23 protein-coding genes are annotated in these 23,587 nt (G+C 41.5%); 11 read left to right on the top strand and 12 right to left on the bottom strand.

The annotated features are described in order from the left end of the window. Positions 1 to 28: 28 nt before the first annotated feature. The 6 genes from purH to rodA all read left to right on the top strand — a co-directional run bounded on the left by purH (position 29) and on the right by rodA (position 7,294). Positions 29 to 1,555, top strand: coding sequence for a bifunctional phosphoribosylaminoimidazolecarboxamide formyltransferase/IMP cyclohydrolase (gene purH, locus HY063_03645; protein MBI3500866.1), 1,527 nt, complete (start codon positions 29 to 31; stop codon positions 1,553 to 1,555). Between the two features lie 132 nt (positions 1,556 to 1,687). Continuing rightward, positions 1,688 to 2,710: a rod shape-determining protein gene (locus HY063_03640; GenBank protein MBI3500865.1), complete on the top strand. Its 1,023-nt coding sequence runs from the start codon at positions 1,688 to 1,690 to the stop codon at positions 2,708 to 2,710. Positions 2,711 to 2,731: 21 nt separating this feature from the next. After that, positions 2,732 to 3,562 (top strand): rod shape-determining protein MreC, encoded by an 831-nt coding sequence (gene mreC / locus HY063_03635; protein MBI3500864.1) that lies wholly within the window; start codon positions 2,732 to 2,734, stop codon positions 3,560 to 3,562. Next, a complete protein-coding gene (locus tag HY063_03630; GenBank protein MBI3500863.1) occupies positions 3,555 to 4,064 on the top strand; it encodes a rod shape-determining protein MreD in 510 nt (169 codons plus the stop codon). The genes mreC and HY063_03630 overlap by 8 nt, the downstream gene beginning before the upstream one ends. A gap of 39 nt (positions 4,065 to 4,103) precedes the next feature. After that, positions 4,104 to 6,005 (top strand): penicillin-binding protein 2, encoded by a 1,902-nt coding sequence (gene mrdA / locus HY063_03625; protein ID MBI3500862.1) that lies wholly within the window; start codon positions 4,104 to 4,106, stop codon positions 6,003 to 6,005. After that, positions 6,005 to 7,294: a rod shape-determining protein RodA gene (rodA, locus tag HY063_03620; protein MBI3500861.1), complete on the top strand. Its 1,290-nt coding sequence runs from the start codon at positions 6,005 to 6,007 to the stop codon at positions 7,292 to 7,294. Before mrdA ends, rodA begins: the two co-directional genes overlap by 1 nt. On the opposite strand, the gene HY063_03615 is transcribed toward rodA, so the two are convergent. The 7 genes from HY063_03615 to HY063_03585 all read right to left on the bottom strand — a co-directional run bounded on the left by HY063_03615 (position 7,281) and on the right by HY063_03585 (position 14,163). Then, positions 7,281 to 8,246 (bottom strand): hydroxyacid dehydrogenase, encoded by a 966-nt coding sequence (locus tag HY063_03615; protein MBI3500860.1) that lies wholly within the window; start codon positions 8,244 to 8,246, stop codon positions 7,281 to 7,283. The genes rodA and HY063_03615 overlap by 14 nt on opposite strands. Continuing rightward, positions 8,243 to 9,640: a magnesium transporter gene (mgtE, locus tag HY063_03610; protein ID MBI3500859.1), complete on the bottom strand. Its 1,398-nt coding sequence runs from the start codon at positions 9,638 to 9,640 to the stop codon at positions 8,243 to 8,245. Before mgtE ends, HY063_03615 begins: the two co-directional genes overlap by 4 nt. A gap of 99 nt (positions 9,641 to 9,739) precedes the next feature. After that, on the bottom strand, positions 9,740 to 10,384 hold the full coding sequence (locus HY063_03605; GenBank protein ID MBI3500858.1) for a DUF4956 domain-containing protein: 645 nt from the start codon (positions 10,382 to 10,384) through the stop codon (positions 9,740 to 9,742). Between the two features lie 111 nt (positions 10,385 to 10,495). Further along, positions 10,496 to 11,281 (bottom strand): polyphosphate polymerase domain-containing protein, encoded by a 786-nt coding sequence (locus HY063_03600; GenBank protein MBI3500857.1) that lies wholly within the window; start codon positions 11,279 to 11,281, stop codon positions 10,496 to 10,498. 109 nt (positions 11,282 to 11,390) lie between these two features. Further along, positions 11,391 to 11,987 (bottom strand): hypothetical protein, encoded by a 597-nt coding sequence (locus tag HY063_03595; protein MBI3500856.1) that lies wholly within the window; start codon positions 11,985 to 11,987, stop codon positions 11,391 to 11,393. Between the two features lie 9 nt (positions 11,988 to 11,996). Next, positions 11,997 to 12,440, bottom strand: coding sequence for a hypothetical protein (locus tag HY063_03590; protein ID MBI3500855.1), 444 nt, complete (start codon positions 12,438 to 12,440; stop codon positions 11,997 to 11,999). A gap of 10 nt (positions 12,441 to 12,450) precedes the next feature. Continuing rightward, the gene (locus HY063_03585; protein ID MBI3500854.1) at positions 12,451 to 14,163 is read right to left on the bottom strand and encodes a T9SS type A sorting domain-containing protein; all 1,713 of its coding nucleotides are present in this window, start codon (positions 14,161 to 14,163) and stop codon (positions 12,451 to 12,453) included. Between the two features lie 137 nt (positions 14,164 to 14,300). On the opposite strand from HY063_03585, the gene HY063_03580 reads away from it, so the two are divergent. The 4 genes from HY063_03580 to HY063_03565 all read left to right on the top strand — a co-directional run bounded on the left by HY063_03580 (position 14,301) and on the right by HY063_03565 (position 17,567). Next, positions 14,301 to 15,362, top strand: coding sequence for a T9SS type A sorting domain-containing protein (locus tag HY063_03580; GenBank protein ID MBI3500853.1), 1,062 nt, complete (start codon positions 14,301 to 14,303; stop codon positions 15,360 to 15,362). Positions 15,363 to 15,494: 132 nt separating this feature from the next. Continuing rightward, positions 15,495 to 16,856, top strand: a complete 1,362-nt coding sequence (locus tag HY063_03575; protein MBI3500852.1) for a T9SS type A sorting domain-containing protein — start codon at positions 15,495 to 15,497, stop codon at positions 16,854 to 16,856. Between the two features lie 31 nt (positions 16,857 to 16,887). Further along, the gene (locus tag HY063_03570; GenBank protein MBI3500851.1) at positions 16,888 to 17,229 is read left to right on the top strand and encodes a hypothetical protein; all 342 of its coding nucleotides are present in this window, start codon (positions 16,888 to 16,890) and stop codon (positions 17,227 to 17,229) included. 2 nt (positions 17,230 to 17,231) lie between these two features. Continuing rightward, positions 17,232 to 17,567 carry a hypothetical protein gene (locus tag HY063_03565; protein ID MBI3500850.1) on the top strand — a complete coding sequence of 112 codons (336 nt, stop codon included), beginning with the start codon at positions 17,232 to 17,234 and terminating at the stop codon, positions 17,565 to 17,567. A gap of 115 nt (positions 17,568 to 17,682) precedes the next feature. Here the strand turns inward: HY063_03565 and HY063_03560 are convergent, their stop codons facing one another. The 5 genes from HY063_03560 to HY063_03540 form a co-directional block, all read right to left on the bottom strand. Next, positions 17,683 to 20,349 (bottom strand): TonB-dependent receptor, encoded by a 2,667-nt coding sequence (locus HY063_03560; protein ID MBI3500849.1) that lies wholly within the window; start codon positions 20,347 to 20,349, stop codon positions 17,683 to 17,685. Positions 20,350 to 20,651: 302 nt separating this feature from the next. Beyond that, a complete protein-coding gene (locus HY063_03555) occupies positions 20,652 to 21,131 on the bottom strand; it encodes a hypothetical protein (protein MBI3500848.1) in 480 nt (159 codons plus the stop codon). 82 nt (positions 21,132 to 21,213) lie between these two features. Then, positions 21,214 to 21,783 carry a hypothetical protein gene (locus HY063_03550; protein MBI3500847.1) on the bottom strand — a complete coding sequence of 190 codons (570 nt, stop codon included), beginning with the start codon at positions 21,781 to 21,783 and terminating at the stop codon, positions 21,214 to 21,216. Positions 21,784 to 22,026: 243 nt separating this feature from the next. Further along, a complete protein-coding gene (locus HY063_03545; GenBank protein MBI3500846.1) occupies positions 22,027 to 22,530 on the bottom strand; it encodes a hypothetical protein in 504 nt (167 codons plus the stop codon). Positions 22,531 to 22,533: 3 nt separating this feature from the next. After that, complete coding sequence (locus HY063_03540) at positions 22,534 to 22,671, bottom strand: hypothetical protein (GenBank protein ID MBI3500845.1); 138 nt, start codon at positions 22,669 to 22,671, stop codon at positions 22,534 to 22,536. Positions 22,672 to 22,883: 212 nt separating this feature from the next. On the opposite strand from HY063_03540, the gene HY063_03535 reads away from it, so the two are divergent. Beyond that, entirely contained in the window at positions 22,884 to 23,249 is a 366-nt protein-coding gene (locus HY063_03535; GenBank protein MBI3500844.1) for a hypothetical protein, read from the top strand. Positions 23,250 to 23,587: the final 338 nt, after the last annotated feature.

Genomic DNA, 23,587 nt, shown 5'->3' with positions numbered 1-23,587 from the left:
AGCAGATGAAACTTCTACTTTTGCTCACATGAACAAAAAAATTAAAAGTGCGCTCATCTCGGTTTTTTATAAAGACAATCTTGAACCGATTGTAAAAAAATTGGGCGAGCTTGGCGTAACTATTTTCAGTACGGGAGGAACGCAGGAGTTCATAGAAAAACTCGGAGCGAAAGTCACGCCTGTTGAAACGCTGACTTCTTATCCTTCCATTTTGGGCGGACGAGTGAAAACACTTCATCCGAAAATTTTCGGAGGCATTCTGAGTCGCAGAGAAAAAAATGAAGATGCTTCACAACTCTTGGAATATAAAATTCCGGAAATAGATTTGGTGATTGTGGATTTATATCCGTTCGAAGAAACCGTGGCGAAAACAAAAGACGAAACAGAAATTATTGAGAAGATTGACATTGGCGGAATCTCCCTCATCCGAGCGGGCGCGAAAAATTTTAACGATGTGGTGATTGTTCCTTCGAAAAATGAATATGCTTATCTGTTAAAAATTCTTGAAGAGAAAAAGGGAACTTCCTCGCTTGAAGACAGAAAATATTTGGCGACAAAAGCATTTGCAGTCACTTCGAAATACGATACTGCAATTTATTCCTACTTCAGCGGGGAATTGAAAGTAACCATGCCAAACCTGAATGGCTCCGCTTCCAAAATAAAATCGCTTCGCTACGGTGAAAACCCACATCAGAAAGGAACTTTCTATGGCGATTTTGAAAAAATGTTTTCGCAACTCAACGGAAAGGAACTTTCCTACAATAATCTTTTAGACATTGATTCAGCCGTAAATCTCATAGCGGAATTTTCAGAAACAACTTTTGCAATTCTCAAACACAATAACGCCTGCGGAATTGCTTCCAGAAAAAAATTAATTGATGCGTGGAAAGATGCACTTGCAGGAGATTCGGTTTCCGCTTTCGGAGGAATATTAATCGCAAATACAAAAGTGGACGAAGCAACAGCGCAGGAAATAAATAAACTTTTCTTCGAAGTAATAATTGCCCCCGCTTACGATGAAACGGCATTAAACATTCTCAAGCAAAAGCAAAACCGGATTATTCTTCTTCAAAAAGAATTTGTAGTTCCTTCAAAATTAATTCGCACCACGCTGAACGGTTATTTGGAACAAGACAGAGATTTCAAATCCGAAACGGAAGCCGAAATGAAAACGGTTACAAAAATTTCTCCCACGAAAGAAGAACTCAGCGATTTGGTTTTCGCAAATAAAATTGTGAAGCATACAAAATCAAATACAATTGTGCTCGCGAAAAACAAACAACTGCTGGCAAGCGGAGTCGGGCAAACTTCACGCGTAGATGCGCTCAAGCAGGCAATCATTAAAGCAAAAAGTTTTGGTTTTGATTTAAAGGGAGCAGTGATGGCTTCCGATGCATTTTTCCCGTTTCCCGATTGCGTGGAGATTGCTTACAACGCAGGAGTGAAAGCGGTGGTTCAGCCGGGCGGTTCCATCAAGGATAAAGATTCCATCGAGTTCTGCAACAAGAATGGTATGGCAATGGTGATGACAGGCACAAGACATTTCAAGCATTGAGAAAATTTTAACGTTAAAAAGTTTGTGAATAACTAATAAAGGTTCACGCTGAACATAAAAATAGTAGTGCGACATTTGAAACCAAAAAAAGATTCGTTATATTAGTAACAAGTTTTGTAATTCGTAACCCCTATGGGATTTTTTAGTTTCCTCACGCAAGAAATAGCAATTGACCTCGGCACTGCAAACACAGTCATCATCCATAACGACAGAGTCGTAGTGGATGAACCTTCCATCGTTGCCATTGAACGCAACACCGGAAAAGTAATTGCAGTCGGAAAACTTGCAATGCAGATGCACGGCAAAACGCATGAGAACATAAAAACAATTCGCCCGCTGCGCGATGGAGTGATTGCCGATTTCAATGCTGCCGAATACATGATTCGCGGATTAATAAAAATGATTAACCCCGGAAGAAGATTATTCGCTCCTTCGCTTCGACTTGTGATTTGCATTCCTTCCGGAATTACCGAAGTAGAAAAGCGCGCGGTGAAAGATTCTGCCGAGCACGCAGGAGGAAAAGAAGTTTATCTCATTCACGAACCCATGGCGGCCGCGCTCGGAATCGGAATAGATGTGGAAGAACCAATGGGAAATATGATTGTGGATATTGGCGGAGGAACGAGCGACATTGCAATTATTGCGCTGGGTGGAATTGTGTGCGACAAATCAATCCGCATTGCGGGCGATGAACTCACTGCCGATATAGAAGATTACATGCGAAGGCAGCATAATATTTTAGTGGGCGAGCGTACTGCCGAGAGAATAAAAATTGAAGTGGGCGCAGCCATTCCCGATTTGGATAATCCTCCGCCCGATTTTCCCGTTCACGGAAGAGATTTGATGACGGGCGTGCCGAAAGAAATTTTTGTTTCGTATTCTGAAATCGCCCATTCATTGGATAAATCCATTTCGAAAATTGAAGAAGCAATTCTGAATGCGCTTGAAATCACTCCGCCTGAGCTGGCAGCAGATATTTATAGAACCGGAATTTATCTGACAGGCGGTGGCGCTTTGCTTCGCGGACTTGATAAACGCATTTCGCTGAAAACAAAACTTCCCGTTCATGTGGCGGAAGACCCGCTTCGCGCGGTTGCACGCGGGACAGGAATTGCACTGAAGAATGCAGATAAATTTCCATTCCTGATCAGATAATGCAATTCATTATCGAATGCGATGCGAAATCTAATTCTCTTTCTCACCCGAAATTATTACATCCTGCTTTTTCTTTTTCTTGAATCGCTTTCTCTTTTTTTAGTTTTTCAGAATAATCATTTTCAGCGCGCGCATTTTTTGAATTCATCCAATGCCATTGCAGGAAATATGTATGAGGCCTATTCAGGAGTTACGGAATATTTTTCTTTGAAAGAGCAAAATAAAAAACTTGCTGAAGAAAATATTACGCTGAGAAATCAACTGAGAGAATCTTTTTCAAATGAATTGAAAGCGCCAATATTTGTAAACGATTCTCTTCATAAGAAACAATTCATGTATCTCTCAGCCAAAGTGGTGAACAATTCCACCAACCGGGGGAAAAATTTTTTAACACTGAACATCGGTTCAGCACAAGGAGTAAAAACCGAAATGGGAGTTATCAGTCCCGATGGCATTGTAGGAATTGTGCGCGATGTTTCGGAAAACTTTTGCACGGTAATGTCAGTTCTTCACGAGAGTACGCGCATTCCTGTCAACATAAAAAAGTTCGGAGAAAATTCTATTCTTACCTGGGATGGAGTGGATGAATGGCACGCCTACATGGAACGCATTCCTTCTCATCTTGAAATTGCAAAAGGCGATACGATTATTACTAGTTCTTACTCTTCTATTTTTCCTGAGGGAATTATGGTCGGCTACATAGAGGACTTTGAAAAAATTGCCGGCAATACTTTTTACAATGTGACTATAAAATTATCTACCGACTTTAACCGGCTGAAATATGTAACGGTGGTAAATAATTTAATGAAAGCAGAACAAACCAATCTCGAAAAAATTTCCCAGCATGAATGAGATTGTAAGAAATAGTTTGAGATTTATTTTTCTCGTCTTGTTCCAGGTTTTAATCCTGAATCACATTCAACTCAGCGGTTATCTCAATCCCTTTCTCTATGTGCTTTTCATTCTCATGCTTCCGTTTCAAACTCCCGACTGGCTGGTGCTCGTGCTCTCATTCGCGCTCGGGCTCAGCATTGATATGTTTTCCGATACGGGAGGAATGCACGCTGCCGCTTCGGTGTTCATGGCGTTTGCGCGCAAACCGCTTCTCAAAATAATTTCTCCGCGCGAGGGCTACGAACCCACGCAGCATCCCACCGTTCAGCAATTCGGGTTCGGATGGTTTTTTTCCTATGCAGGAATTCTTGTGCTCATTCATCATTTCTTTTTATTTTATCTCGAAGCGTTTCACTTTTCCGGATTCTTTCACACATTTTTCCGAGTGATTCTCAGTTCTGTTTTTACGCTCACATTAATTTTCGTCAGCCAGTTTTTCTTCACGAAAACTCGGACATAAAAATTAAAATGCTTATATTTAGGATGAACGAATAAAAATATGAGCGCTCACTATTCCGACCGAAAATATGTCATCATCGCGATTTTTTCATCCATCATTTTAATTTTTCTCGCGCGGCTTTTTTACATCCAGTTGATTGACGACCAATATAAACTCACTGCGCGCAACCAGGCATTCCGCTACATGACCGATTATCCCGCACGCGGAAATATTTTCGACCGAAAAGGAAAACGATTGGTTTATAATCAAGCCGCGTATGATTTAATGGTGATTCCGAAACAAGTGAAAGACGCTTCGCGCGAAACAAGTTTCGACACGCTTGATTTTTGCAGGACGATTGGAATTGACCGCGAAACTTTTTTGCGAAGAATGCTCAAAGCAATTCAGGCGCCAAATTCTCCTCTGAAAGAAAGTGTGTTTGAAAAAGAAATTTCGGTGGAACATTCCGCCATTCTGCAGGAAAAACTTTTCAAGTTCCCGGGATTTTTTCTCCAGCCGCGCACGCTGCGAAAATATCCGCAGCCGATTGCCGGGCATTTACTCGGATATGTGGGTGAAGTTTCTCCCGAGATGACGGACACAAGCGACTATTACAAGAATGGCGATTACATTGGCGTGAGCGGAATGGAAAAGGCGTATGAAATTCCGTTGCGCGGAATCAAAGGCACGCACATTGAAGTGGTGGACGTGCACAACCGCAGGCAGGGAAGTTACATGAATGGAATTTACGATACGATTGCCGTTGCCGGAAAAGATATTGTGTGCACCATTGACGCGCAACTTCAGGAATACGGAGAGAAGTTGATGCAAAATAAAATCGGAAGCATTGTTGCGATTGAACCGAGCACCGGAGAAATTCTCGCATTTGTTTCAAGCCCCGCATACGACCCGAATCTTCTCATCGGCAGCACGCTTCCGCAAAATTTCAGAATACTCCAGCAGGATTCGCTCAAGCCGCTGTTCAACCGCGCGCTCATGGCTTCGTATCCGCCCGGTTCAACTTTTAAATTAGTGATGTCACTTGTCGGGCAGAATGAAAAAGTTTTATCCAAGTCATCTTCTTTTTTCTGTGCAGGAGGATATAATTATGGCGGAGCGCGTCCGCTGAAATGCGATGCGCATCACGGCACGCTTGATTTGCAGCCCGCCATTCAGCATTCGTGCAACACCTATTTCTGCAATGTGTTTCGCGTGGTGATGGACAATAAAAAATATAAAAAGATGGAAGATGTTTTTTCTGTGTGGCGGGATTACGTAACGAGTTTCGGAATCGGTTCGCATCTGAACACCGATATTCCGAATGAACTTCGCGGCTCACTTCCCACCATTGCGCATTACAATAAAGTTTTTGGAGAGCATCGCTGGCATACTTCCACAATTATTTCTCTCGCCATAGGGCAGGGCGAACTTGGAATCACTCCGATTCAAAACGCGAATGTGGTTTGCATCATTGCGAATAAAGGATTTTATTACATACCGCACACCGTAAAAGCAATCGGAAAAAACTCGAATGACTCACTGCTTGCGCGCTTCAGAGAAAAACATTTTGCGATGGTGACGGATACTGCGTATTATAACGTGGTGATTGAAGGAATGAATGAAGTGGTGAAGCACGGAACAGCAGCGGCTTCTCAGATTCCCGGAATAGATTACTGCGCAAAAACGGGAACGGCAGAAAACAAAAGAGTGATTAACGGAAAAGTGGTTCAGTTAAAAGACCATTCTCTGTTCATTGCGTTCGCTCCGAAAGAAAATCCCAAGATTGCAATTGCAGTCACAGTTGAAAACGGAGGATGGGGAGCATCGTGGGCGGCACCCATTGCGAGTTTAATGATTGAAAAATATTTAACTGATTCGATTTCACGCCCGGATGTTGAAAAGAAAATGCTTGAAGGAGATATTATTCATTCAAATATTATTGGAAAACAAAAAGGTTATTAATGAGAGAACAGAAAAATATTTTTTCGAATATTGACTGGGTGATGGCTGGATTATTTCTTACGCTTGTCATTCTCGGCTGGCTGAATATTTACGCGGCTGTTTACAACGAGGAGCATAAAAATATTTTCGACATCTCACAGAAATATGGAAAGCAATTACTATGGATTACAGGCGCACTCATTATTGCAGTGGTTGTTCTCATCATTGACGCAAACTTTTACACCGCATTCCCCTACCCGATTTATATCGCTGTGGGAATTTTATTAGTGGCAGTAATTTTTTTAGGAAGAGAAATTTCAGGAAGCCATTCATGGTTTCGCTTTGGAGATTTTGCTTTTCAACCGGCAGAATTCGGAAAGTTTGCGGTGGCGCTTGCGCTCGCTAAATATTTAAGTTCGATGGATACAAAGATTGAACGCCTGCAGACAAAACTTTTTGCGTTCGTACTCATTCTTCTTCCTGCCGGAATAATTGTTATGGAAAAAGAAGCAGGCACCGCGCTGGTGTATGTTGCATTCATTTTCGTTTTGTTCCGTGAAGGTTTTTCAGGAAATCTTTTGCTCGGAGGATTTTTTACAACACTACTTCTCATTTCAGCATTACTGGTGAATAAAGTGGTACTTGTGATTTTATTGGCATTGATTGCAGCCATTATCTCATTTGTGGTATGGATGAACTCGAGAAATAAAAAAAGGGCGCGCAGATTCTTACTGGGAATTTTTGCCCTTCTGATTGCTGCTTCAGGAGCAGTGTTTGGAGTGGATTATGCTTTCAGCAAGATGAAACCACATCAGAAAACCCGCATCAATGTTTTTTTGGGGAAAGATGTGGATAAAGATTTAAAAAAGAAAGCGGGTTACAATGTGAACCAAAGTTTGATTGCCATTGGCTCAGGAGGTTTTTCCGGAAAAGGATTTTTGCAGGGCACGCAAACCAAATATGATTTTGTTCCCGAGCAAAGCACCGATTTTATTTTTTGTACGGTGGGAGAAGAATGGGGATTTCTCGGAAGTTTATTTATTCTTCTTTTATTTCTTGCGCTGATACTGCGAATAATTTTTGTGGCGGAACGGCAGCGCTCTTCCTTCAGCCGGATTTTCGGATACGGGGTTGCCTCCATTTTATTTTTTCACGTGACCATAAATGTGGGAATGACCATCGGGCTTGCGCCTGTGATTGGAATTCCTCTTCCTTTTTTCAGCTATGGCGGCTCTTCGCTGTGGGCGTTTACAATTCTGCTTTTTATTTTTATTAAACTCGATTCGAACCGGCTGCTTATTTTGAGATAGCAATTATTTTCTCCGCGAGAATCTTCGCCATCTTTTCACTTGATTCAATACTCCATCCGGCAATGTGAGGAGAGAGGATTACCTTTGGAGATGAAATTAAATAGTTCCATATTGCAGATTGCGGATTGCGGATTGCGGATTTAATGCCTTCAAAGGAAGATTCCTCATATTCTATTACATCCAGACATGCTCCTAAAATTTTTCCGCTCCTGAGATTTCTCACAAGGTCATCGGTTTTTACAATTTGCCCGCGGGAAGTATTGATGAGATAAATATTTTTTTTGAATTTGTTAATGAAAGAATCATTCACCAGAAATTTTGTTTCATCGGTCAATGGCAAATGCAAACTCAACACATCGGCTTGTGAAAAAATTTCTTTAGGGTTTGCTTCTTTTATTTTCCCTATTCCATTATTTCCCTTATCTCCATATTCCTTTTTGTATTTATCGTAGGCAAGAATTTTTACATCAAACCCGCACAGCAGTTTTGCAAATGCACTTCCTGTATTTCCATAACCGTAAATGCCAATTGTTTTTCCTTCGAGTTCTGCTCCTCTATTTCCTTCACGAATCCATTTTCCTTCTTTCACTTCATTGTTTGCTTTGCAAATATTATTCAGCAAACTCAACAACATTCCGAGCGCATGTTCCGCAACTGCATTGCTGTTTCCTTCGGGAGAGGATAGGCATTTGATTCCTTTTCGTTCGGCATAAGCAACATCAATGTGTTCCATGCCTGCGCCTACTCTTGCAATGAATTTGAGATTTGTTGTGGCGTCAATAAATTTTTTGTCAATATCAAAACGACTGCGAAGAATTATTCCCTGATAGGAAGAAATTTTTTTTTCGATTTCTGATTTGGAAGAAGTGAAATCTTCCTCGCAAATAAAATTATTTCTCTCCAATTCTTTTTTCAGGGAAGGATGAGCGGAATCAATGAAAAGAATTTTCATAGGAGAATTCCGCCAAGAATGATGGACGCGACCGTGAAATAAATAATTAATCCTGTTACATCTACAAATGTTGCAACAAACGGAGCCGATGAAACGGCAGGATCGAGTCCGATGCGTTTCAGAAAAATTGGAAAGGTAGAGCCAACTAAATTTCCCCAGAGCACAACACCAATTAAAGAGATTCCAACTGCAATTCCTACCAGCATCCAGTGCGGCCCGTAAATATCTATGAATGCTGACCAGATTGCCACTCTTAGAAATCCAATTACACCCAGAATAATTCCAAGTAGTATTCCTGTTTTAATTTCTTTTCTCACAATTCTCCACCATTCTTTTATAGAAACTTCTCCCAATGCCATGGCGCGTATGATAAGCGAAGATGCCTGCGAGCCGGTATTTCCTCCGCTTGAAATAATCAGCGGGACAAAAAGCGCGAGGACTACGGCTTTAGCAATCTGGTTTTCAAAAAAACTCATTGCGGTGGCGGTGAAACTTTCTCCTATGAAAAGAACCACCAGCCAGCCCGCACGTTTTTTCAGCATCTGGAAAACAGAAGTGCTCATGTATGGATCCTCGAGCGCCTGCATACCTCCCATTTTCTGCGCGTCTTCGGTGGCTTCTTCGCTCATCACATCCATCACATCGTCCACCGTAATTCTTCCCAATAATCTTCCGAGATTATCTATCACCGGCAGCACCACGAAATCATATTTCTTCATAATGTTCGCCACTTCTTCCGAAGGAGTATCGGTGCGAACGGAAATTACATTCGGATTGTATGCATCGGTGATTTTTGTGCGCAGCGGAGTGGTGATCAATTTTTTCAGCGAGAGAATTCCAAGAAGTTTATCGTCATCGTCCACTGCATACACCGCGTAAATGTTATCAATCTTTTCCGCCTGCCTGCGCATTTCGCGAACACATTCCCACACGGTTTGATTCACGTGCACGCGGATTAATTCTTTCGCCATGAGCGCGCCCGCAGTTCCTTCTTCGTATTTCAGCAGGTCAACAATATCGCTCGCCTGCGCTTTGTCTTCTTTTTCCAGTTCGCGCAGCACTTCGTCCTGCTGCTTGTCGGAAAGTTCTGAAATTACATCTGCGGCTTCATCGGAAGGAAGATGGTCAATGTGGTCGGCAATCTGCGCGGAAGTGAGCGAATCGAGAAAGCGCTCGCGCTTATCGTCTTCCATTTCGATGAGCGCATCGGCAGCAATTTTATCTTCAAGAAAATTAAAAAGTTTTTTTCCGTCTTCGAGATTAAGTTCGTTCAGGATTCCGGCAATATCTGCCGGCTGAAGTTTTTTCAGATTCTTCTCGAGCCACTTAATGTTATTTTCATTAATGGCGGTGGAAATTTTATCGAGGAAATCTTCTGTTACTTCAAACTGCATCGCCTACGAATTACGAATGGGGACGAATATACGAATGAAAACAAAAGAAAATAGCGTGATAAAGAGAAAAGAAAAATATCAGAGGGAAAAAATTATTCGCTACACGGAAATATCATTCGATTTTTTTGTGTCGTAATAATAAATGCGGATGGTTGCCATGTCTCGGAGAAAATCAACTTTCGTTATGCTGAAGCGGTGAATGTTCAAGCCCGTGCGCGTGCGCAAATCTTCGAGGAGTTTCTGGTGGTTTTCCGGTTTTATCATTTCAATGTTTTCGTACATGATAACTTTTCCAAGTTCCTTCTTCATAAGCAAATTTGTTTCCAGACACAACGTAACCACAATGATGATTGAATTAATGAGCGTGAGTTCATCCCATCCGCCTTTTGTTACCGAACTGATTAATCCCATAGCGATAACCAAAAAAAGATAGGTCATGTCTTTCGTGGAAACATCTTCCGTTCGGTAGCGCATGATTCCGAACACGGCAAACAAACCGAATGAAGCGCCAATGGACATTTCCACTTTGTTCATCATGAACGTGACGAGAAAAATCACAAGGTTGAAAATAAAAAATGTGAAGAAAAATTCTTTGGTGCGGTAGTTCGGATAATAAATGAAACGTATGAGAACAAAAACCGAAGCGAGGTCAATGCCGAGCCGGATAAAAAATTTCCACGACAACTTATTGAAAATTTCCCAGCCGGTGGTTGCCGTGTCTTGTACATCCTGAAGTAAAATCATATTACTTATTTTTTCTACTAAATACTAATCTTTACCAATATACTAATAGCAGCCGTTGTATTTTTGGTTTTCATTGGTAAATTAGTACCGATTGGTATTTGGTAGATGTGTTTATGTTCCTGTTGGAGCAAGAGCAGTGTTTGCCATTTTAGTTACAAACCTAACCCGCTCTTTGAAATTATTTTTCTTTATGTCGAATAAATTATAAACCCCAAAACAATATTTGCTGATGCCGCTTTCGCGGACGCCCGTCATGCGAACAAGGCGGATGAATTGCGAAATGGAAGATGCCTTGTCGCGCTTGGCTTCTGCAATTACCATTTGCGGAAAGCGCACAGAAAAATTATCGGTTGAATCCGCTTTTGCAAAATGCAAACCGGTGTCAATGGTCAATCGCTCCTGCGAAAATTTATTTACGAAGGTCATGCGCGAATAATTCACCCACATTTTCGGCATAAATAGTTCGGGAGCGAACGGAGTAATCTCTTTCAAAAACTTTTCCGCCTTCTCTGTAAAGCCCGCCTCAATGGCTTTCATCTTCACTCTGTTCTTTATCGTTCTTCCTTTATTGTTCTTGAATTTTATTTCGAAGAAAGTCAAGCCGCCCGAATCCACGTATCTTCTGAAACGAAGTTTGTAGCGGTTCAGCATTCCCTTGTGGTGTTTTTCAAAGAGAGAAAATTTTTCGGTGTCGTAATAAAGCGATTCATAGCGGTGAAGGCGGACATTATTTATTTCAAGCAGGCGGTAATCCGATTTCATTCCTTCCAGAATTTTCGGAAGATGCGTGGCGGAAAAAACATATTTGGTATCCACGCGCTCCATCAGTTTCACGCTGTCCATTTCTTCGAGCGTAATGGGCTCAAAGATTGAAACTGTTTCAAGAATTTTTTCCATTGCAAATTATTCCTACTAAATACCAATTTATACCAATATACCAATTAACAGCCGTTGTGTTTTTGGTTTCATTAGTAGATTAGTACTGATTGGTATTTGGTAGATGTTTTCAGAATTGATACGTGTATTTGCGCGAAGAGATTTGATTGTTGCTTCCGTCATATTCTTTTTTCTCCACACGCAATCCTTTGTTATCGAATATATAAACGGTTTTCATAGTAAGTTTGCCATCACCGTCATACGTTACTTCAAGGATTTTATCACCCTTGCTGTTGTAAGAGTATTGCAACTTCTGAATGACCTTGCCATTCCCGTCATACTCTGTTTTTTCGGTTTCATTTCCATTCGAATCATATTTTGAAACATACTTAATATTTTTTTCGGGCTTGGGTTGTTTTTCTGCCGCGTCAAAAATGGTTTCCTCCAGTTTGTTTCCTTTCCCATCGTACACATACGTTTCTTTATGCTTCAGCGTGCCATCCTTGTGGTAATCTTCTTTCTGAATAATTTTGCCACCCTTATCGTATGCTATGTAAATATCTTTTCGAGGAGCAGATTCTTTTCCATCCTTATACTCCGTAACCATTTCGGTAACGGATTTTATATGAAAGCCCTTGACTTCTTTTTTTATTTTTTTCTTGTTCTGGGCAAAGAGAGAAAATGAAAATAAAAACACAAGAAACAACGCAAACAATTTTCTATTCATGAAACTGTTTTATTTATTTTTCAGAATAGTAATGGTTCCCAAATCTATAGTTTGTTTCTTCTCAGTAATGGTTACTTCACTAACAACAGCTATTGGCGGTATATAAATAGCGCTACTACCTGCCGTGGAGCATTTAACTGAATCGGCAGAATAAACGTAAACTTTATAACTTCCTTTTCGGAGATATTGAAATTGAAATTCACCATTATAATCAGTCACGTCATTAGAACTTTCACCCAAATCATCTCCATAAATAATATGCACTGTTTGGTTAGTTCCGGCATATTGTGCAAGAAGTGGTGATGAAAAATTTGCAGTACCATACTGTCTTACCCAGATTTTTCCCTTAATAGTGGCTCTTCCCCCGGTGCCAGGCACTTTTTTACATGACACTTCGACTCCACTCAGTGTGATAAAAAAAATAAAGATAATCAGTGAAGATTTTTTTTTCATAAAAAGGAATTTAATCGGTTAAAATTAGTTTTCCTTTTGATACAGCATTGTTGCCGTTTCTGATTTCATAAAAATAAATTCCGCTTTGCAAATTACCTCTTGCAATATTTATTTTGTTTAGAGAAACCGCAAATGGAATTTCAACTTTTTTGCCAACTAAGTCATAAATGAAAAATGCGACATCCCCCTGCACCCCCTTTATGAAGGGGGACATAATCTCAATTACCGCTGAAGAAGAAAAGGGATTAGGAAAACATTTGCTTTCTACATAATAATTTTCTTCCGCAACTCCATCTGCAGAGCCGCTGGCATAAAGATGATGCGCGTAAATATCATTGTCAATTAAATTCCTTGCATCCTCAAAAGCATAAATGCATCCCCCGTTTCCATCCATAACAATGCGCGGATTATTTTGCGTACCGGCAGCAGTTCCTACGGGAGAATTCCATAAGATTATTCCGCTGGAATTTACTTTCACCCCGTAAATATCATCTGATGTGCCGGAATCACGATACGCTATAAGCGCATTGCCCCAGCCGTCAGGAACTATGGCTGGCGCTCCCTGCCCGTTCGGACCTCCTTTTATAAGAATTCCGTTAGATGCCCATTGCATGACTCCGGAAGCATTTACACGCTGGGCATATATATCTCCTTTCAGGTCGCTTCGAAAATCTTTCCAGACAATAAATGCTCCATTCGTCCCATCAACAGCCATGTCCAGGTAACTTTGCAAACCAACTGAGGTGCATACCGGAATTCCGTTTGTCGTCCATTGCATTGTTCCGGAAGCATTCACACGCTGAGCGTAAATATCGGTGCTGTCACAACCATTACATGGATTGCGTTTGTCTTCCCAGGCAATGATGGCGCCTCCTGCTCCATCCGATTCCATAATGGGATTTTTTTGTGTTGCTCCTGTCGCCTCACTACAAACAATAATTCCGTAACCGCCAATTCCTCCCCATCCTGACACAGTAGTTCCTGAACTATTGATGCGCTTTGCGTAAATATCATAATCAAGTCCGTTTCGTTTATCCTGCCAAACAATGATGGCGCCTCCCGCTCCATCGGTTCTGATTCTCGGTCTCTTTTGTGCGCCTAAATCATTGCAGATGGCAACACCGCTTGCCGCCCACGTTAATGTTCCGGAACCGCTGACACGCTGGGCAACTATATCCCAGTCATTTGTTAAAGAAGAATCCTGCCAGACAATGATGGCTCCCCCGCTTCCATCGGCAATAAGTTTAGAATCGCGCTGGTCGCGTGGTTTTGCTGCTCCTGAAACTGCTACTCCGTTTGCTGTCCATAAAATATTTCCGGAAGAATCTATTCGCTGCGCATACACATCCCTGTCTGCTGCACGGTGGTCGTTCCAGGCAATGATGGCTCCGCCAAAACCATCGGCAGCCATGGCAATAGTTCCCTGGTCGCTGTCGTTTGAGCAAATATTAATTCCGTTCAACGTCCATTTTGGGTAACCGTTTTTATCAAGGCGCTGAACATAAATATCGGCATGGTTGGTATCAAGGCGAGAATCCTCCCAGGCAATGATGGCGCCTCCTTTGGAATCGGTTACAATTTTTTCACTCTGCTGATTGTGAACGGCAACAGCAACCGGTGTGTTAATTGCTGAACTCAGGTTCCACTGCGAAAACCCTTCGACTACGCTCAGGGTGACAAATGCAGTTGGCAATAATGCAAGGAATAAAATTTTTTTCAGCATGGGAGCATTTTTAACAAGGCAAATTTAACATAATAATTATATAGAGATTCTGAATCATTATAAAGATAGGAAAATTTCATTCCATGCTTTTTGAAATAGATTGTATATTTGCCAACCAATCAATAAAAAATTTTCAAATGAAAAAACTTTTACTCTTTTCTTCAGCATTTATTTCTGCCGCAGCGCTCAATGCGCAAATCACCTTAACGCAGGCAGACGTTGCCGGATGGCTCAACGTATTTGTGAATGCACACGACACCACTCATGCCAACAAACCCGCAGGCGCAATTCAGCCCGGACCGGCAGGCGCAAGCCAAACGTGGACTTTTACCACGCTTGTTGCCGATTCAACCGATTCCGTTCTGTTCACCAGCCCGTCATGGGTTGTAGGTGGTTCTAATTTTTCTTCTTCCAATCTTGCCACGTATAATTATGCCGATTCCAATTCTTCTTTTTTAACAAACTCTTCTTCCGGCATTACCATGCAAGGCGTTTGGACAAATGTGAACGGAACATGGATGCCTCTTTATTTTAATCCGAACTACCGCATTGCAAAGTTTCCTGATACATACGGAAACACTTTCACGAATACCGCGCAACTCGATTTGAAATTTTATTTCGGACAGTTCGGCATTGATTCCATCCGTGTGAAACAAGTGATTGACCAGAATTCAAAAACCGATGGATGGGGAACACTGAAGACACCGCTCGGAAATTTCAACTCGCTGCGCCACCGCGAAAAACAAATGAACACCGATAGTGTTTGGATATATACCACCGGAAGTTGGTTCCCGTATTCCGCCACGCAGGATAGTTTATGGCATTTTGAATGGTGGGCAAACGGAGTGGGCTTCAACCTGCTTTCGATGGACAGCGCCCATGCCGATACCATACGGAATATTTCATGGCTGAAACAACTTCCTCACGCGGGAGCGGTGAATGAACTTTCTGTGCTGGGCGATATTAAAGTGTATCCCAACCCGGCTGTGAACCAAATCAACTTTGAAATTAAAAATGCCGATGCGGCCGCCATTGAAATTTTTGACTTGAACGGAAACCGCATTGCGCTTCTTCCGGCAAACAAAAACAGCAAAATCACTTTCACCGCTGAATTGCTTGCGCAGGGAACATATATTTACCGCGCCTTCGATACGAACCGAAAAGTTGTCGGCACCGGAAAATTTGATTTGATAAAGTAAAATCTTTTCTGTAAAAATAAAACCCGGGCAGGGAAACTACCCGGGTTTTTTATTGACGCTTCGTTAAAGAAAAATCGGAATTGCAGATTTCCTTTTTTGTTATCTTTAAATAATCTTTTAAAAAACAAGAACATGAAAAAAATTTTATTCCCTCTTTTATTTTTATTCTTTGCTGCATCTTTCCTTTTTGCCCAGCAATCGAATCCTGCTTCATTTGCCGGAATGTTTTTGAAAAAACATTCGCAGCATGATTTGTCAAAGCAAAAAAAAATTTCTTCCCTCAAATCTCAGCTTCCCGTAATAAACACGGTGTGGAAGCCCGCGCGCTATATTGACTGGAACTGGGACACCACCGGCAATTCATGGCTCTATGCCGACAGCGTTCATGCTTCGTACAACACCAACAGCGATATTACACAGGAAGATTATTATTTTTCAAATCCATTTCCTGAACAAAGAATCACATACACTTACACCGCAACACATAAACTTCTGAATATGCTTACGCAATGGTGGAACGGTACAAGTTGGGATAATTCTTACCAGGAAGTTTATACTTATAACGGAAATGATTTAATGACTCAGGATTTAAGTCAAACCTGGAACACAAGCACCAGCGCGTGGGATAATCAAAACCAGTATTTATATACTTACAATGCGAACAACAAGATGACGCAGGAAATCGGGCAGGGATGGAATGCTACAACTTCAGAATGGGATAATTGGTTCAAGATGGATCTGACCTACAATGGAAACCAGCAAGACATCCAGGAAACTTATTCCAGTTGGAATACTACCACGAACGTATGGGATTATTCTGATAAAGTTGACCTTAAATACAACACGGGCGGAGTGCTGAAAATTGCTACTGTTGAATTGTGGAACACTTCCACCAGCGCATGGGATAGTACAGATTATTATCCTAACATTACCTGGCATTACTGGAGCGGTGATTACCGCACTTCCACCTGGCAAAGCGATACCGTGCTGTCATGGAACGGAAGCGGATGGGATTTATCCTGGCGCGATACATATACTTACGATGCAAAAAATAATCAAACCGACTATAAAGAAGAAACCTACTCAAATCCTAACTGGACAATTTCGTATGAATATTCTTTCAGTTATCTCTACGATGCAAACAATAACATCACTCAACTGATTCAACAGGACTGGGACCCCAATAAAAATACGATTGTGAATTACCACAAGCGCGATTACTTTGATTACTCTCCTTACAGCGCGGTTGCGGAAATAAATTCTGATGATGGAATTTTTATTTATCCCAATCCATCTTCAGGACAGTTTACAGTTTCCGGTTTACAGTCCGCGGTTCAAATTACAGTTTATAATCTGGTAGGCGAAGCAGCATATCAAACAACTGTGAACAGTAAACAGCAAACCGTAAACCTGAACGCAGCAAGCGGCATTTACTTGCTGCGCATGAGCACCAGCGAAGGAGCCGTTTCAAAGAAAATTATTCTCGAAAGGTAACTTCCTGCGTACATTTGCAATTATGTTTGAAATAAAAACTATTTCTGATTCTATTTCTGTTTCCGAATTAAAATCAATGGCGGAAAAACAATTCGGCTCTATGATAAAAGCGGTGGTGGATATTGATAAAGGCACCATGGCAGTGGGCGGAGAAATGCATGCCGATGAAGAAACATTTCTGATAGACGAAGGAAGCAAACAGGAAAATCTTTGGGGAATAAATATTTATCCTGAGAAAAAAGGAGAAGAGCGCATTGAATTTGATTCCATGATAAACATTCGCCCGTATATGGGCAACCGCACACGCAGCGTGGAAAACACAGACATGCAAAAAATAATAATTGGCATTGTAAACAAACTCATAACAGATTAAGCATGGCGTTTCAGCATCAAACAATGGCGCAAGGCAAATGGTTTACTTACACGCTTTGCCAGCAACTGGGAAACATTGGCAGCGAAGTGGGGCGCGCAAACCGATGGAAAGACAAAGACCAGAAACTGTTTGAAAGCGCTGCGTTCAGAGCCATTGAACTGCTCGACCTCACTTTGTCGGATGCGCGGTGGAAAAAACGGCTGAAAGAAATTGCCCGCGCCCGCGAAGTGCTTTGCGATGCTTTTACCGGAGGAACGCTTTACAACTCTTCCTTTGCCGACCTTGAAAAATATTTTTACCACTTCGCCTACGCAGCAAGAAACTCAATAGGCAGGTAATTAATTACCGTGCCAGTCGCAATAACGGTTACCCAAAAAATTATTCTGGCAAAGTAATTCGGCAAGACACAAAAAATCCCTTCTGCTTTTCTTCAGCGAAGGGATTTTTTATTTTCTAAAACTTAAACCCAACCTTGGTGTAGTAATACGCGCCCGCAAAACCCATTTGCACGGCATCCCATATTCCACCGCTTTCGGTAAGCGCAGGGTCATGCGCATCGGGATAGGTGTTCAGAATATTTATTGCGCCAAAGGTAATGCGGATGTTGTTGAAGTTATAGCCAAGAGCTAAATCCAGTGTGGCTTTGGATTTATATACATCCACTTCGCCCGGGTCGGCAATGCTGTCTCCATTATCATTCCAGTTAACTAATTGCACTTTTCCGAACACATTCACGCGCGCATCCACAAAAAATTTGTTCACCTCATAGTTGGCATTGAAAGTTATTTTGCTCTTGGGAGCCGAAGCCAGCAAAAAATATTGCTCGCGCAAACCGAAGTAAGTATTTTCTTTTCCTTTCAGTTTATCGTTGGTATAAATTCGGTCAATCTTCATGTTGTTGAAGTTGGCGGCAACCGATACGCGCAGCGTTTTCTTATCGGTGATGATGGGAGTATGCGCCAGCACAATATCAACTCCATGCGTTTTCGTGTTCACCGCGTTGGTGAAGAACTGCGCAGCGCCCACGCCCAGCGCTTTCAAATCATTTCCAATCACCGGGTCGCTGTCGTAAAAAGCGCCCGTGAGCACAATACGGTCTTTGATGTTTACGGAATATGCATCCACCGTGAACGAAAACGATTTGCGGTGAATGGTGAAACCGTAACTCACGTTAGCCGATTGCTCGGGCTTGAGTTCAGGAATGCCGAGCGCGTAGGTGATGGGGCTGTTATTCGCGGCAATAATTTTATCAATGGGCTGACCTGCTACAAAATCGGTGAAGGTGGTGTTGTAATAAAGTTGCGCAAGCGAAGGAGCGCGGAAGCCCGTTCCGTACGAAGCGCGCGCGGAAATATAATTGCTGATTTTATAGCGCGCAGAAATTTTTCCGTTCGTGGTGGTTCCGAAATCGCTGTAGTCCTCGAGGCGAAGTGCTGTTCCCACCAATAAATTTTCAGTGATGTCTAATTCGCCATCGGCATAGAGCGCTTTGTTGGTGCGCGACACATTCACTTCGTTGGCGGGGCGGAAACCCGGAAAGCCCTGCGAGCCGCCCGGTGCAAACACGCTGTCCACACTATTGAATGTTCCATCCGGATTAAATATGCTGTCCACGCGGTTCAGCACTTTGCCGTATGATTTATACGAGCCCTCTTCACCGGCAAAAATTTTATAGTTGTCAATTCTGAATTCCGAGCCGAACGCCACGTTCAAACCCGAAAGCACTTCGGGATAAAACTTGGAGAAGTTGAGCGAAGAAGTGTTTTCGGAAAGATTAAATCCGCCTGCATTGAAATGCGTGGGCGAATTGTAGCCGAGCGTTGCGTTTGCGGTTTTATCAACGGAGAAATGAAAATTGTTCGCGCCAAATGTATTGTTCACATCCATGTTCCAGCCGTTGTGAAGTTTGGAGCGCACGCCCATTGACATTGATTTATCCGTAATCACCGATTGAATCACGGGGTCCATTCCCGCAGGGTAAAGCGATTTCACATTGCGCTCGGAAAGCGAATCACGCGACCATGCATATGCTTCCGTGAAACGGTAATTGTATCCGCCAAAAGCATATACTTCGGTGTTTTCTCCCGCAGAAACAGAAGAGTTCATGAACAGCGAAGCGTTATTGGAAGAAGCATCACCAAATTTTCTGCGGTAGATTCCGCCTGCACCGTATTGCGAAGCGCTGGTATCGGAAGGGCGGAACGTATGCTTCTTGCTCGAAGCGTCCATCGTAAGATTAATGAAACCGTCTTTGCCTATTTTCACTCCGTTGTTTGCGCTGAACTGCCAGGTTTCGCCATCAAATTTTCTTTCGGGCTTCACCACTTTGAACATGGAAGGAGGAGTGGCTTTGTTCATTCCCGTGAGAACGCTGCCGGTCATTTCACCTGTGTTTGATTTCAGCACCACGTTCACAACTCCCGCAATGGCATCGGAGCCGTATTGCGCGCTCGCTCCATCGCGCAGAATTTCTATATGGTCAATGGCGGAAAGCGGAATGGCATTCAAATCGGTGCCGGTGTTTCCTCTTCCGCGCGAACCGAAAAGATTGATGAGCGAGGACTGGTGCCTGCGCTTTCCGTTCACGAGCACCAGCGTTTGGTCAGGTCCCAAGCCGCGAAGCGTGGCGGGGTCAATATGGTCAGCGCCATCTGCCCCGCTCTGTTTGTTCGAGTTGAACGAAGGCGCGGTTTCCTGTAAGAGTTGATTCACTTCGGTTTGCCCCGATACGGAAGAAAGTTTTGCAACATCAATGATATCTACTCCCACGGCAGTTTCGGTCTGGCTTCTGCCCAACCTGCGCGTTCCCACAATTTCGGCAGTGCCCAATGTGTTGGCGAGAATCATGGCGGCATCGTACGCGGTGCGGTGCTCTGCCAGAATCTGGTTTTTCAGATAGCCCACGTAACTGAACGTGATTACCGAAGCGGTATCTTTATAGTTGATGGAATAACTTCCGTCAGCGCTGGAGCGGGTGGCGTTCATGGTGCCCTGCTCGAAAATGAAAGCCCCGCTGAGCGGCTTGCCGTTTTCATCGTATACTTTTCCTTTCAGCGTGTTTTGCGAAAAAGAAATTCCGCAGATAGTAAGAGCGATGAGTAATGAATAAATTTTTTTCATGGTTCGTTTAGGTTTGAGTCCCCGACTCCGCCCGGACTGACATGTCACTCTGAACGAATCGAAGAATTAATTTGACCGCAATGATATTTAATTTTTTAACGGGAAGATGTTTTGCAGTGAAAAAGTAAATAACAACGGGGTGTGGGAAAACAAGGGCGAGTTACTGAATCACTACCTTCTCCGTAAAAACTTTCAAACAAACTCTCCCTCTTTCCCTCTCTTTATACTGAAATAAATCTGCTTGTGAAAATGTGCTTGTTGTGGATAACAACATTAAAGAAAAAAAGAAAAATAATTTCATTTTATTTTTTAAAAAAGTAATTATACTCTATGCTATTATAATTTGCCTGAAGATGCATTTCGCTTTTAGTTAATTTTAATATTAACCATTCACCGGATTTTGATGAAGCAGTATAAAGAGGATATAAGAATCCATAAGGATGCCCTATTCCACTCGTTCTTGGGTCAGAAAAAACAATCACATTCTTTTGATTTTTCAATTCCCAATCACCTCCTGTACAATTCCCAGTAAATGTTCCATGTTTAGAAAAAAGAGAGCCACCATTAAATTGTATCTTCTTACTATCCGCGAATAGACATTGAGTCATTCCCCAATAATAATCAGTCGAATCAATACCATTTATTAATAACTGTTCAATTGTCCAATTACCATTTATTCTGGTAGCAACTCCGCAATGCTTTCCGCCCTCAGGATATTTTTTGCAATCGGTAATGCAAAAAGCAAGGAGGAGAAAAACAACTATGTATTTTTCTTTATACATTATTTTGTGCTTTGAGCGAGTTACAAACTATAACCAATAAAAACAATAACAGAATAAAAATTATTTTTTTCATATACAATTTTTAAAACATATAACCCATACTTGCCCCTACAAAAAACCAATAAAATATAGCAGCAGGACTCGCATTACTACTTGTCGCGTTATAAAATAATGGTGTCCATCCAATTCTAAAAAGAAATTTACCTTCTGATTTTTGATAGCGATACATTAAATTTGCAGTTGGAACTAAAATCCAGATATCATTGTCTCCCCATGCTGTAACATATTTATTCTTTAAATTATCATGTGATATGATTCCAGGCAATCTTGCACCAAGTCCAATTTCAAAATGATTTTTATATTTTCCCGAAATATAATTTATCAATATAGCTGGTCCTCCAAGAACACTTGCTCGTTCATTTATGTTTATTAAAACTCCTGCCCTTGCTGTAAAAAAGCCAGGATTATTTTTAAATAATTTTCTTTCATAATTCAATGAAAAAACACCTCCAGCATTTCCCCCTATTTCTCCATACACTGCATTCTTTCTAAATTCCGTTTTATCAAGTATTTTATTGCTACTTAAACTATCTTGGGCAAAAAAACTTTTCGCAGTAAGTAAAAACACTATTGTTATGAAAAGTTTTCTCATGAATTATTTTTGTTTATCTCCCCAAATATTCCTCACAGTAGCCGGCAAACTTTCTCCGGGTTTGTTTCCAATAACCATAAAATAATTTACAAGCCGGTATCTGTAATGCCAGTACTTATCAAGATTGGTTTGATTGCTTTACGCCTGCAACAAGCTGAAGCCAAATAAAAAGTTTGAAATTATTATTGCTGATATTCCTGTTTTTATTTTCATAGATAAATTATTTATACAAACTAAAATTCTTTACCCTTTTATTTTTTTGAGCGAACTATTCCACCTATTAACAGGATGCTTATTTTTTGTTACTGCTTTATAAAACATTATTCCTCCTGTAACAGCTATAGAAGCATAAAAGATTGCAAATATTGGATATTCGGGGATAAGTACTGTTGCTATTGTTGTCCATAAAACGCCATATATAAAAGCACCTGCGCCTGCAACACCAAGTATAATTTTTCCAAAAGGATGATTATTGAATCTATAATCCAAAATGGAGTCATATTTAAATCTAATATGATAGATTACAATATTTGTATCTGTAATTGCTGTTAGTTTGCCTTTACAAAAATAGTGTTGACTTCCTTTTTTCATTTTTAATTTTATTTTTTTACCTGTTTTAAGAATTTCAATGTGTTCAGGATTTTTTTTATTAACAAATTCAAGGATAAGAAGTGAATCATTTTGTGAATATATTTTAGAAATGAGAAAGAATAATATTAGTATGCATGGTGAAAATAATTTTTTCATAATTTATTTTCCTTTTTCCAGTTTTTCAATTCTCTCCTCCATTGCTTTATTTTCTTTTTGCAGTTCTATTGTGTATAAACTAAGTTCTTCTATTTTCTTTAACAATGCAGCATCCATTTTAGCAACATCTATGCTTTTCATGGACAGTAAGTTTAAATTGTAGAACGTATCAAGAGCGAGAATGCTTTTTCTTACGGAAATGTTCGGGAAAGGTTGCAGAAAAAGAGAGAAAAAAATTAACTGCTCCCTCTCCGCGCGGTTAACATTTTTTAACATTCTTCTTCAAATAAATTTCCTCCTGCTGCCGTTTCAGCATTTATAAAACAACTGCCATGCAAAAAAAATTACGCTAAATGTACATTGCAATGCAAGTGCCTCTTACATTCAGGGATGTAAATGGTTTCCCCTACCAAAAAGACGGAGCCGATGTGCTCTATGCAAAAGCGCGCGGGCAAAACTGCGAACTGTATTTTGAAAATGAAAAGGAGCCGCTCATCTACGGTTATCCGTTAATCCATTTTCATCAAAAGGTCTGGGACCTCAATCTCTTCAGGCGCATTGACTGGTTTCTGCTGGTAAAAATCGGCTGTGTGCTCAACCGCAAATGGCGAAAGGCGCTGCTAAGCAACGGGCTTATTCTTCGCCTCACCCGCAGCGGAAATAACAAGTTGAAAAATTATCTCGCCAAACATAAAAACAGCGAAAGCGGCAACAAGTAACCCGCACTTCAGCGCTTCCTTATAATGTTTCAGCAACCCGTGCGCGTGCCTCCGTGCACCGTTCTCTCTAACGGGTATCGGGGGCTCGCGCCTGAGTGTGCCGGGCTTGAGAACCGCTGCCCCGTTACCGCGAAGGAGTGTCACGGGCTCGCGCCTGAGCATCCCGGGCTTGGGCACGGTGTACTGGGGCTCGAGCCCCAGTGTCTTTCCCTAAAATAGCTATACAGTTTATAAAATAGAAACTGTATGGAAAATCAAAAAAAAATAACAAGTGCCACAAGTAGAATTTTTTCCACCATTAAGCCGGAATACATCATGCGGCAAGCAGTCAATGAAAT

The sequence above is a fragment of the Bacteroidota bacterium genome (assembly GCA_016195025.1).
Taxonomy (GTDB): domain Bacteria; phylum Bacteroidota; class Bacteroidia; order Palsa-948; family Palsa-948; genus Palsa-948.
This window is presented reverse-complemented; position numbering and strand designations above follow the sequence as displayed.